General features: G+C 73.3%; 10 protein-coding genes and 1 pseudogene. 5 read left to right on the top strand and 6 right to left on the bottom strand.

What is annotated here, in order from left to right; all coding sequences use genetic code 11:
- Window positions 1-180: 180 nt before the first annotated feature.
- Window positions 181-348, top strand: coding sequence for a hypothetical protein (locus ABZ659_RS15705; protein ID WP_360219045.1), 168 nt, complete (start codon window positions 181-183; stop codon window positions 346-348).
- A 9-nt stretch (window positions 349-357) separates the two neighbouring features.
- Here the strand turns inward: ABZ659_RS15705 and ABZ659_RS15700 are convergent, their stop codons facing one another.
- Complete coding sequence (locus tag ABZ659_RS15700; protein ID WP_360219042.1) at window positions 358-930, bottom strand: dihydrofolate reductase family protein; 573 nt, start codon at window positions 928-930, stop codon at window positions 358-360.
- Between the two features lie 224 nt (window positions 931-1,154).
- Here ABZ659_RS15700 and ABZ659_RS15695 point away from each other — a divergent pair, with 224 nt between their 5' ends.
- The 4 genes and pseudogenes from ABZ659_RS15695 (at window position 1,155) to ABZ659_RS15680 (ending at window position 4,946) form a co-directional block, all read left to right on the top strand.
- Window positions 1,155-2,378: an ROK family transcriptional regulator gene (locus tag ABZ659_RS15695; RefSeq protein ID WP_360219039.1), complete on the top strand. Its 1,224-nt coding sequence runs from the start codon at window positions 1,155-1,157 to the stop codon at window positions 2,376-2,378.
- Window positions 2,379-2,492: 114 nt separating this feature from the next.
- A pseudogene (locus ABZ659_RS15690) lies at window positions 2,493-2,696 on the top strand (carbohydrate ABC transporter permease); the annotation flags it as partial.
- 10 nt (window positions 2,697-2,706) lie between these two features.
- Window positions 2,707-3,972: a 6-phospho-beta-glucosidase gene (locus tag ABZ659_RS15685; protein ID WP_360219036.1), complete on the top strand. Its 1,266-nt coding sequence runs from the start codon at window positions 2,707-2,709 to the stop codon at window positions 3,970-3,972.
- On the top strand, window positions 3,963-4,946 hold the full coding sequence (locus ABZ659_RS15680; protein ID WP_360219033.1) for a BadF/BadG/BcrA/BcrD ATPase family protein: 984 nt from the start codon (window positions 3,963-3,965) through the stop codon (window positions 4,944-4,946). Before ABZ659_RS15685 ends, ABZ659_RS15680 begins: the two co-directional genes overlap by 10 nt.
- 22 nt (window positions 4,947-4,968) lie before the next feature.
- Here the strand turns inward: ABZ659_RS15680 and ABZ659_RS15675 are convergent, their stop codons facing one another.
- The 5 genes from ABZ659_RS15675 to ABZ659_RS15655 form a co-directional block, all read right to left on the bottom strand.
- Window positions 4,969-6,447, bottom strand: coding sequence for an aspartate aminotransferase family protein (locus ABZ659_RS15675; protein WP_360219030.1), 1,479 nt, complete (start codon window positions 6,445-6,447; stop codon window positions 4,969-4,971).
- On the bottom strand, window positions 6,437-7,828 hold the full coding sequence (locus ABZ659_RS15670) for an MFS transporter (RefSeq protein ID WP_360219027.1): 1,392 nt from the start codon (window positions 7,826-7,828) through the stop codon (window positions 6,437-6,439). The genes ABZ659_RS15675 and ABZ659_RS15670 overlap by 11 nt, the downstream gene beginning before the upstream one ends.
- Window positions 7,829-8,187: 359 nt before the next feature.
- Window positions 8,188-8,997: an SAM-dependent methyltransferase gene (locus tag ABZ659_RS15665; protein ID WP_360219024.1), complete on the bottom strand. Its 810-nt coding sequence runs from the start codon at window positions 8,995-8,997 to the stop codon at window positions 8,188-8,190.
- A gap of 298 nt (window positions 8,998-9,295) precedes the next feature.
- Window positions 9,296-9,541 carry a DUF397 domain-containing protein gene (locus ABZ659_RS15660; protein ID WP_360219021.1) on the bottom strand — a complete coding sequence of 82 codons (246 nt, stop codon included), beginning with the start codon at window positions 9,539-9,541 and terminating at the stop codon, window positions 9,296-9,298.
- 2 nt (window positions 9,542-9,543) lie between these two features.
- Window positions 9,544-10,410, bottom strand: a complete 867-nt coding sequence (locus tag ABZ659_RS15655) for a helix-turn-helix transcriptional regulator (RefSeq protein WP_360219018.1) — start codon at window positions 10,408-10,410, stop codon at window positions 9,544-9,546.
- Window positions 10,411-10,770 lie beyond the last annotated feature (360 nt).

The raw sequence follows: 10,770 nt of genomic DNA, 5'->3' as shown, positions 1-10,770 counted from the left end.
AACTGCAGACACTCCTGGCCACCTGGACCGGCGCCTGCCCCACCTGCCACCGCGACATACCCACACTGATACGAACCTGACCAAGCCCTACTAGGTGTTCTGTCCCGGGAGGTTGTTGACGGTGAGGCAGATCTCGGCTGAGGAATCTCGAACGGGTCAGGGCCTTCCGGTTCGGTGTGGATGGCGACGTCTACACCAACCAGGAAGGGCCTCGCGGTCCACCGTAATGCACCCCTGACCGAGACCGGACGCCTGCGCCTGGCCCGCCGCGTCGTCGACGGTGCCGTCCAGGCCGATGACTACGACGGTGCGTCCGTGTCCGAGGTCCGCTACCGCCGTGCCCTGTAGGGCCGCCGGTCAGCGGACGACGTCGAAGACGTTCTTCTGCAGGCCGTTGGCGTAGGTCTCGTGCTCGACGAGCTTCAACTGCTGTTTGTCCTTGTCCGTGGCGCTGAACAGCCGCTTGCCCGCGCCGAGCAGTACCGGGAAGACGAGCAGGTGGTAGCGGTCGATGAGACCGGCGTCGGAGAGCGCCTGGTTCAGGGACGCGCTGCCGTGGATGATGATCGGCCCGCCCTCCGTCTCCTTCAGCGCGGCCACGTCGTCGAGTGAGCGCAGGATCGTCGTCTCGCCCCAGTCGGTCACCAGGTCGTCCTCGGTGAGGGTGGTGGAGACGACGTACTTCGGCATCACCTTGTAGTCGGCGAAGTCCGCCATGTCCGGCCACACCGGGCTGAACGCCTCGTAGCTGACGCGGCCCAGCAGCATCGCGGTGGCCTCCTGCTGCTCGCGGCCCTTGATCTCGTAGGCCTCGGGGAGGAACTCGATGTCCTTGAAGGTCCACCCGGAGTTCCGGTAGCCCGGTTCGCCGCCCGGCGCCTCCACCACGCCGTCGAGCGAGATGAAGGCCGTGCTGATCAACGTACGCATCTTCGGTCCTCGGTTCCTCGGTCTCTCGGGCGCTGGGCTCCCAGCGCGCCGCTCCCACATGATCTCTGACCGGGGCGCGCCGGGAAACTCATCGGTCGGCGGCCCCACAGGTATTGACCGTGACGTGACGGGCGTCCTACGGTCCCTCCAACCAATCGGTAGGGAACTTTACTAACAGTTCCCGCACTCGGTTGACCGTCGCGTCGAAGGGCAGGTGCGCTCCCATGGCAGGGACGAATCAGGGCTCGCCGGGCGTCCCGGGCACCCCGCGGGTGCTGCGGGCGATGAACGACCGCGCCGCCCTCGACCTGCTGCTCGAACACGGCACCCTCTCGCGGACCCGGATCGGCGAGCTCACCGGCCTGTCCAAGCCGACCGCCTCGCAGCTCCTCGCGCGTCTGGAGGCCGCCGGGCTGGTCGTCGTCACCGGCACCAGCGCGGGCCGCCCCGGCCCCGGTGCCCAGCTGTACTCCCTCAACGCCCGGGCCGCCCACGCCGCCGCGCTCGACGTCAACCAGCACCGCGTCCGCGCCGCCGTCGCCGACATCACCGGCGCCGTCGTCGGGGAGTTCGAGCTGCGCACCGGGGGCCGGGGCGGCCCCGGCGTGGTCCGGCAGGTCGGCGACGCGCTGGACGGCGCCGTCAAGGCCGCCGGGCTCACCCGCGCCGACGTCCGGCGTCTGGTCATCGGCACCCCCGGCGCCTTCGACCCGGCCACCGGACGGCTGCGGTACGCCTCCCACCTGCCCGGCTGGCACTCCCCCACCCTGCTGGCGGAACTGGCCGCCGCCCTGCCGATGCCGTTCGAGTACGAGAACGACGTCAACCTCGCGGCCGTCGCCGAGCAGCGGCTCGGTGCCGCCCGCGGCCACGCCGACTTCGCCCTGCTGTGGAACGAGGAGGGCATCGGCGCCGCCCTCGTCCTCGGCGGTCGGCTGCACCGCGGCTTCACCGGCGGTGCCGGCGAGGTCGGCTTCCTGCCGGTGCCGGGCACACCGCTGGTCCGGCAGGTCACCAAGGCCAACTCCGGTGGCTTCCAGGAACTCGCGGGCGTCCGGGCCGTTCCCCGGCTCGCCCGGGAGGTCGGCATCGGCACCCCCGAGCAACCCTCCGTGGAGGTCGCCGGCGACCTGCTCGCCAGGGCCGCCGAGGTCCAGGGGGACGACGGCCGGTACGCCGAGCTGCTCGACCGGTACGCGGAGCGGCTCGCCACCGGACTCGCCTCACTCGTCGCCGTCCTCGACCCCGAACTGATCGTGCTCTCCGGGGGCGTGCTCGTCGCCGGGGGCGAACCCCTGCGGGCACGCGTCCAGTCCGAGCTGGCCGACCTCGCCGCCTCCCGGCCGCGGCTCGTCCTGACCGCCGTACCCGAGTCCCCCGTGCTGCGCGGGGCGCTGGAGAGCGCCCTCGCCACCACCCGCGACGAGGTCTTCGACACCTCGCGCTGACCGCACCACCCACCAGCCCCGGCGCCGCCCGCGCCCCGGGGTCCGACCAGCGCACCCTCGCTCCGTCCCAGGGAGACAGCCGCCATGCCCCCTCGCCCGCGCAGAACCACCGCGTTCGGGCCGCAGATCCACGCCTCCGAGAACCCGGGCGCCTGGCCCCTGAGCCACGGCCTGGGATCCTTCAAGGGCGCGCACCACACCGACTGGAACCTGACCATGGCCGCGACCGTGCTGGTCATGGCACCCGTGATCCTCGTGTTCTCCTTCGCGCAGAAGGCGTTCGTCGCGGGAGTCACACTGACCGGAGTGAAGGGCTGAGACACACACCATGAAGCTCGCTGTCGTGGGGGGCGGATCCACCTACACCCCCGAACTGATCGACGGTTTCGCGCGGTTGCGCGACACCCTGCCCGTCTCCGAACTCGCCCTCGTCGACCCGGACACCGCACGGCTGGTCCTCGTCGCCGGACTCGCCCGCCGGATCTTCGCCCGGCAGGGCCACCCGGGGCGGATCACCGCCACCGCCGACCTGGACGCCGCCGTCGCGGACGCCGACGCCGTGCTGCTCCAGCTGCGGGTCGGCGGGCAGGCCGCCCGGAACCAGGACGAGACCTGGCCGCTGGAGTGCGGCTGCGTCGGCCAGGAGACCACCGGCGCCGGGGGCCTCGCCAAGGCGCTGCGGACGGTGCCGGTCGTGCTGGACATCGCCGAACGGGTCCGGCGCGCCAACCCGGACGCCTGGATCATCGACTTCACCAACCCCGTCGGCGTCGTCACCCGCGCCCTGCTGCTCGCGGGGCACCGGGCCGTGGGCCTGTGCAACGTGGCCATCGGCTTCCAGCGCCGGTTCGCCGACCGGCTGGGCGTGGCCCCGGCCGACGTCCACCTCGACCACGTCGGGCTCAACCACCTGACCTGGGAACGGGCGGTACGGCTCGGCGGTCCCGACGGGGAGGACGTACTCCCCCGGCTGCTGGTCGAGTACGGCGACACCATCGCCGCCGACCTGCGGCTGCCGCGCCCGCTCCTGGACCGGCTCGGCGTCGTCCCGTCGTACTACCTGCGCTACTTCTACGCGCACGACGAGGTGGTCCGCGAACTGGGCACCAAGCCGTCGCGGGCCGCGGAGGTCGCCGCGATGGAGAAGGAGCTCCTGGCGATGTACGGCGATCCCGCGCTCGACGAGAAGCCCGCGCTGCTCGCCAAGCGGGGCGGCGCCTACTACTCGGAGGCGGCCGTGGACCTGGCCGCCGCCCTGCTCGGCGGGGGCGGGTCGCCGTACCAGGTGGTGAACACGCTCAACAACGGCACGCTGCCGTTCCTGCCGGACGACGCCGTCGTCGAGACCCAGGCGGCGGTGGGCCCGGAGGGCGCGGTCCCGCTGCCGGTGGCGCCGCTCGACCCGCTGTACGCCGGTCTGGTCGCCCACGTGACCGCGTACGAGGACCTGGCGCTGGACGCGGCGCTGCGCGGCGGCCGGGAACGGGTGTCCAAGGCGCTGCTGGCGCATCCGCTGGTCGGGCAGTACGAGTACGCCGAGAAGCTCACCGACCTGCTGGTCGCGCACAACCGGGAGCACCTCGCGTGGGCGTGAACGGGTTGCTCCTGGCGATCGACGCCGGGAACAGCAAGACCGACGTGGCGGTGCTCGACCGGGGCGGCGCCGTGCTCGGCGCGGCACGCGGCGGTGGCTTCCAGCCCCCGGTGGTCGGGGTGGCGGCAGCGGTCGACGGGCTCGCGGCGACGGTGGGCCGGGCGGTCGCGGACGCCGGTGTCCCGGCCGCCGCCTCCTTCGACCACGTCGCGGCCTGCCTCGCCAACGCCGACCTGCCCGTGGAGGAGGCCGCGTTGGAGGAGGCCCTGCGGGCACGGGGCTGGAGCCGCTCGGTGCGGGTGCACAACGACACCTTCGCGGTCCTGCGGGCCGCCGTCGACGAGCCGCGGGGCGTGGCCGTGGTCTGCGGGGCGGGCATCAACTGCGTCGGGATGACCCCGGACGGGCGGACCGCGCGCTTCCCCGCGGTCGGCCGGATCTCCGGCGACTGGGGCGGGGGCGGCGCGCTCGCCGAGGAGGCGCTGTGGTGGGCGGCCCGCGCCGAGGACGGCCGCGGCGGGCCGACGGAGCTGGCGCGGGCGCTGCCCGCCCACTTCGGCCTGGACACGATGTACGCGCTGATCGAGGCGCTGCACCTGGGCCGGATCCCGCAGACGCGGCGCCACGAGCTGACGCCGGTGTTGTTCCGGGTGGCGGCCGGGGGCGATCCGGTGGCGCTGTCGCTGGTGCACCGGCAGGCCGAGGAGATCGTCGCGCTCTCGGCGGTGGCCCTCGGGCGGCTCGGCCTGCTGGCCGAGGAGACGCCGGTGGTCCTCGGCGGCGGCGTCCTCGCGGCCCGGCATCCGCGGCTGGAGGCACGGATCGTGGACCTCCTGGCCGAGCGCGCCCCGAAGGCGGTCGTCCGCTTCGTGACCGCGCCGCCGGTGCTGGGGGCGGGGCTGCTCGCCCTGGACGCGGCGGGGGCGGGCGGGCCGGAGGCTGCGGGCCGGCTGCGGGCGCGTTACGGCGGGTGAGGGGGCGGCTGCTCCGCGGTCCTCAGACGCGGAACAGTGCCGAGACGTACTCCGTCATCAGCCGCTCCTTCAGCCGTACGGGCAGGGCGTCGAGGAGGGTGAGTACCGGGGCCATCCGGGTGGGCGGGGGCCGCTCGCCGTCGAGGCCCGCGAAGGCCAGGACCGCGGTGACGTCCTCCGGGGTGAGGGCGTCCGGGTCCAGGGTGGCGGCCAGCGCCAGGAGCTGGGGGTCGGTGGTGGGCGGCGGGGCCGTGCGGGCCGACGTGAGCGCCTCGGTGAGGTCGGCCAGGAGTTGCGGGACGCGGTCGGCGGTGGCCGGGGTCAGGGTCAGGTGGAGGTTGGCGGGCAGCGGGCCGTAGGAGAGCTGGGGCTGGAGGTACCAGCCGCGTTCCCGCGTCTCGTCCGCGACGTGCAGCACCCTGGCGAGGTCGGGGGCGCCGTCCGGGCCGGTCACGGTGAACGCGACGAGGCTGCCCGTGGGTTCGCCGAGGACGCGGACGTCGGGCAGCGCGCGCAGCGCGGGCAGCAGGTGGTCGGCGGCTTCGGCCACCCGGCGGGCCAGTTCGGTGTAGCCGTCCTCGCCGAGGTGCCGTAGCACCGCCCAGGCCTGGGCGGCGAGCCCGGCGGGCCGGGTGCCCTGCGCGGTGGGGTTGACCACCGGGTACCCCGGCCACCGGGCGTACGCGAAGTACTGGTGGCGGCGGAGTTCCGCGTCCCGGTACAGCACGACGGAGGCGCCCTTGTCGGCGTAGCCGTACTTGTGCAGGTCCACCGAGAGGGACGTCACCCCGGGCACCGTCAGGTCGAACGGCTCGACCGCGCGGCCGGTACGGCGCAGGAACGGCAGGAACCAGCCGCCGATGCAGGCGTCCACGTGGCACAGCACGCCCCGGGACGCGGCGGCTGCCGCGATGTCGGCCACCGGGTCGAGGACGCCGTGGGCGTACGAGGGTGCCGAGGCGACCACCAGGACGGTGCGGTCGGTCAGCGCGGCGGCGACGTCCCCGGCGTCCGGCCGGAACGTCAGCGGGTCGACCGGGACGGTGACCGGCTCCACGCCCAGGTAGTGAGCGGCCTTGTGGAAGGCGGGGTGGGCCGTCGCGGGCAGGACCAGCTGCGGCTGGGTCACACCGCGTTCGGCGCGGGCGTGGTCGCGGGCGGTCTTCACCGCCAGCAGGATCGACTCGGTGCCGCCGCTGGTGAGGGTGCCCTGCGCGCCCGGTTTCCCGAGGACCGTGTTGACGGCGCCCACGAGGTCGTTCTCCAGCCGCAGGACGCTGGGGAAGACGGTGGGGTCGAGGCCGTTGACGGTGGCGTGGACGCGGTACGCGTCGGCGGCCAGGTCGTCGAGTCCGGGCACGCCCGCGTCGTACACGTAGGCGAAGGTCCGGCCGCCGCGGGTGGGGGCGTCCGCGGCGCGCGACGCGCGCAGTTCGGCGAGGAGTTCGGCGGCGGGGCGGCCCTTGGGCAGGGCGCGGTCGGTGCGGGGGTCAGTGGGCACGTCGGGTCTCGTCCTCCTGGGTGGGGGGCGTGGTCGGGGTGTCGAGCCGGGCGGACTCGCGCTGGTAGCGGCGCAGCAGCGGGAGCGAGGCCAGGGCGAGGAGGGCGGGGAGCAGGCTCATCGCGGTGTTGATGCCGGTGAGGGCCGAGTCCGGCTGGCTGACCCGTTCGTCGGCGTCGGAGGAGCGGAACCCGGTGACCGTGAGGACGAGGGCGAACAGCGCCGGGCCCGTGGCCAGGGCGAGCGTCTCGGCCGCCGTCCACAGGCCGGTGAAGGTGGCGGCGCGGCGCCGTCCGGTGCGGGCGGCGTCCGCGGTGAGCGTGTGGGCCAGCAGGGTGAGCGGCAGCAGTTGGAGACCGGCGTAGGCCACGCCCGCCCCGGCGACGGCCGCGTAGGCGACGGCGGGGTGGGTGTGCGGGGTGAGCAGGAGCAGGGCGCAGGAGGCGGTGAACAGCAGGGAGGCGTACCACTGCGCGGTGCTGGTGGAGCGGGCGCGGGCGAGGCGGTTCCACAGCGGGGTGGCCGGGACGAGCGGGCCGATCATGCAGAGGAACAGCCAGGTGACGGAGGCCGCCGAGCCGAGGACGTAGGTGGCGAAGTACTGGGTTCCGGCGAGCATCACGCCCACCGCGAGGGCCTGTACGGTCCACATGCCCGCCAGCGGGGCGAAGGCGCGGTGGTCGCGGGCCGCCGCGAACTGGGCGCGCAGGGAGGGTTCCGCCGCGCTGTGCGCGAGGACGGGGGCGCGGCGGGTGGCCGCCCAGGCGCCCAGCATTCCCACGGCCAGCAGGGCGGCGACGACCACGCCCATGGTGCGGTACCCGGCGGGGTCCTCCTCGTCGGTCCGTGCGACGGCGGGGGCCAGCGCCCCGGACAGCAGGATCGACACGCCGAGGAAGGCGACGCGCCAGGCCAGCACCCGTGACTGTTCGGTGGCGTCCTCCGTCATCTCGGCGGGCATCGTCACGTACGGCACCTGGAAGACGGCGTACGCGGTGGCGGCGAGGACGAAGAGCACGGCCACGTAGGCGGCGGCGCCGGTGCCGCGCAGCGGGGGCGCGGCGAAGACGAGGGCGAACAGTGGCGGCAGGGTCAGCGCCCCGGCGAGCAGGAAGGGGCGCCGGGAGCCGCCCCGCGCGCGGCTGCGGTCGGAGGCGGCCCCGATCAGGGGGTTGACCACCACGTCCCACGCCTTGGGCAGGGCGACCGCGGCACCGGCCAGCGCGGCGGGCACGGCGAGCACGTCGGTCAGGTAGTACAGCAGGACGAGCCCGGGGACGGTGCCGAAGGCCCCGGTGCCCAGCGATCCCAGGCCGTAGCCGACGCGGACCGTGCGGGACAGCGCGGTGCCGGAGGGGGTGCGGGCGGGCTGCGCTGGCATCCGGCGTCAGCCGCGGTCGGCGCGGCACCGGCCGGACGGCGTCCCCGCTCCGCTCTGGTGGCGCGCGGGCGGGCGGGGGACGGCGGCGGCAGCGGTCATGCGCGGCATTGTCATCTGCCTGATGGGCGCACGACAAGCGGCTGTGCGGGATCCGGGGCGGCGTGGCTCGACGACCGCGGGGGCGTGGTCCGGGGGGACGTCGACGCGGGTGCCGGAGGGGGCGCCGTGGGGCGGGCGGCGGTGCCCAGCGCGACGACCACGCCGGGCGGCCTCACCTGCGCCGGTCCGTCAGCGCGCCGCCGCCCGTGGGTCTCCCGTTCCGGTGCGGGGGCGGGAGACCCGGGGCTCGGAGGAAGGGGTCAGGGCTTGCGGGCCACACCGCCGTAGATGTCGGTCGGTTCGGGGGTGGTGTTCGGTTCGGGCCGCCACAGGGGGCAGGAGACGATGCCCGGCTCCAGCAGTTCGAGTCCCTCGTAGTAGGCGGCGAGCTGCTCGGGGCTGCGCAGCACGTACGGGATCGCGCCGGTGTCGTCGTAGCCCTGCTGGGCGGACTTGAGGGACTCGTCGGTGTCGGTGCTGTCGTAGTGGACGAAGTAGCTGCCGGACGGCAGGGCGGCCTGGAGGCGGCGGACGATGGACTTGGCCTCCTCGTAGTCCTGGATGTGGCCGAGGATGCCCATGAGCATCAGGGCGACCGGCTTGTCGAAGTCCAGGAACCGCTTCGCCCGCTCGATGATCTCCTCGGGCTGGTGCAGGTCGGCGTCGATGTACTCCGTGACGCCCTCGGGGGAGCTGGTGAGCACCGCCTCGGCGTGCCGGAGCACCAGCGGGTCGTTGTCGACGTAGACGATGTGCGACTCGGGGGCGATGCGCTGGGCGACCTGGTGGGTGTTGTCGTAGGTCGGCAGGCCGGTGCCGATGTCGAGGAACTGCCGGATGCCGAGTTCGCCCGTCACGAAGGTGACGGCGCGGATCAGGTACTGGCGGGAGGCGCGGGCCATGGTCTCGATGGTGGGGGCGACCTCGCGGTAGGCGTCACCCGCGACGCGGTCGACCTCGTAGTTGTCCTTCCCTCCCATCCAGTAGTTCCAGATCCGGGCCGAGTGCGGCACGGTGGTGTCGATCTTGGACCAGGCTTCCTGGTCCGGGGTGGGCTGGCCGTCTGCCATGGGAGGTCTCCTGCCGTGGTACGCGTTCTGTCACTGCCTGGACGTCACTGTCTGCCGCTGTGCCTGGAGTCGACGGCGCCGGGAGGTCCGGCGCGGATGGGGCGGCCGGACTCCGGTCCGGGGCGGGGCAGCGCGCGGCGTGCTGGCGTCCGTGGCCGGCTGTCGCGGGGCGGCGGCCAGGAGGCCGCGGGACCGACCGGGTCGGTCCCGCGGGGGACTAAGCCCCCGGAAGGCTCGTCGTCGTGTGTGTGTCCCCCTCCCGTCACGGCGGTGGAACCTCCCCCCTCGGTGGTGTGTGTCAGGCGATCAGGAAGTCCGCCTGGCCCGACTTGGCGCCTTCCAGGAACGAGACCATCTCGTCGCGGGTGTAGATCAGCGCGGGGCCCTCGGGGTCCTTCGACTGGCGGAAGGCGACGCTGCCGTCCGGGAGGCGCTTGGCCTCGACGCAACTGCCGCCGTTGGTGCCGCTCCAGGGCTTGTGCCAGCCCTCGGTTCCCAGGTCGGAGGCGGACATGCCGTTGTAGACGGGCTCGTTGGTTCCCATGGTCACAACTCCTTACGCAGTTCGTCCAGGATCTTCCTGGTCTTCCCGACCGGCTCCGCCTGCACGGACATCCGGTCCATTACTTCGAGGTAGGTGACTACGTCCTCCGGCCGCTCGATGTAGGTGGCGCCTGTGAGGCTCTCCGTGTAGATCACGTCGGGCAGTTCGGAGAACCCGAAGCGGAACTGGTGGAAGGGGCCGAAGGCCCCGGGGTGGGTGCCCACGGAGAGGGGCATGATCTGGATCCGGACCCTGGTCGTCTCCAGGATCTCCGCGACCCGGTCGATCTGGGCACGCATCACCTCGACCCCGCCGACGGGTCGGCGCAGCACCGTCTCGTCGAGGATGGCCCAGATGGTGGGGGCGTCGGGTTTGGTGAGCAGGTCCTGGCGTCTGAGACGCAGGTCCACTCGGCGGGCGATCTCCTCCTTCGACTCGGTGGGGAACCCGACCCGGAACAGTGCGGTGGCGTAGTCGCGTGTCTGCAACAGGCCGGGTATGTAGTGGGGTTCGTAGAGGCGGATGAGAGTGGCTTCGCTCTCCAGGCTGACGTACGCCCGGAACCAGTCGGGCAGCACGTCGCGGTAGTTGTACCACCAGCCGGGCTGGTTGGCCTCCCTGGCCATGGCCAGGAAGTCCTCGATCTCCGCCGCGGGGACCCCGTAGGTACGGAGCAGTTCCCTCACGTACGGGATGCGCAGCCCTACCTCGGCCTTCTCGATCCGGCGCACCGTCAGGGCGGTCACGTCGATCGCCTGTGCCGCTTCATCGAACGTCATTCCCGCCTGCTGGCGCAACTGCCGCAGACGCTTGCCGAGCACGATCCGCAGGACGGTGGGGGCACTGCCACCAGAACGGTTCTCGCTCACCTTCACCCCCGGGAACGGCCGTCGCCTCTTGCAGTGTGCCACGCCGTCGGCGACACAGACAGGGCGTTAGCGATAGTTCTGAAATTATCAGAACGTCGCTTGCGGACCGATCCTCTCGACGGCCATAGTGCTTGACGTGACGTGGCCCACGGTTTGGACGCTCGCGGGCGCAACCGTGCCCGCGCGCAAGGCAATTGACGCTCTGACAGCGACGCCGCCAGCGCCTGGTTCCCGGGTACCGGGACAGCCGGTGCGCCCGCCCCGGCACAGTCGGCCGGCCCCCTGTGTCCCCTGACGAAGAAGCGGTACGACCGGCGGCCGCGGCAGTGCCGCCCGACCGCGTGCTCTCACGAGGAGAAC

Source organism: Streptomyces sp. NPDC006997 (genome assembly GCF_040635175.1).
Taxonomy (GTDB): Bacteria; Actinomycetota; Actinomycetes; order Streptomycetales; family Streptomycetaceae; genus Streptomyces.
The sequence above is the reverse complement of the archived record's forward strand: the minus strand, read 5'-3'. Positions and strand labels throughout refer to the sequence as shown.

Excerpts from the sequence above, each read along its gene's own strand:
- ABZ659_RS15705 (WP_360219045.1), top strand. The coding sequence starts at position 181 with ATGGCGACGTCTACACCAACCAGGAAGGGCCTCGCGGTCCACCGTAAT.
- ABZ659_RS15700 (WP_360219042.1), bottom strand. The coding sequence starts at position 930 with ATGCGTACGTTGATCAGCACGGCCTTCATCTCGCTCGACGGCGTGGTG.
- ABZ659_RS15695 (WP_360219039.1), top strand. The coding sequence starts at position 1,155 with ATGGCAGGGACGAATCAGGGCTCGCCGGGCGTCCCGGGCACCCCGCGG.
- ABZ659_RS15685 (WP_360219036.1), top strand. The coding sequence starts at position 2,707 with ATGAAGCTCGCTGTCGTGGGGGGCGGATCCACCTACACCCCCGAACTG.
- ABZ659_RS15670 (WP_360219027.1), bottom strand. The coding sequence starts at position 7,828 with ATGCCAGCGCAGCCCGCCCGCACCCCCTCCGGCACCGCGCTGTCCCGC.
- ABZ659_RS15665 (WP_360219024.1), bottom strand. The coding sequence starts at position 8,997 with ATGGCAGACGGCCAGCCCACCCCGGACCAGGAAGCCTGGTCCAAGATC.
- ABZ659_RS15660 (WP_360219021.1), bottom strand. The coding sequence starts at position 9,541 with ATGGGAACCAACGAGCCCGTCTACAACGGCATGTCCGCCTCCGACCTG.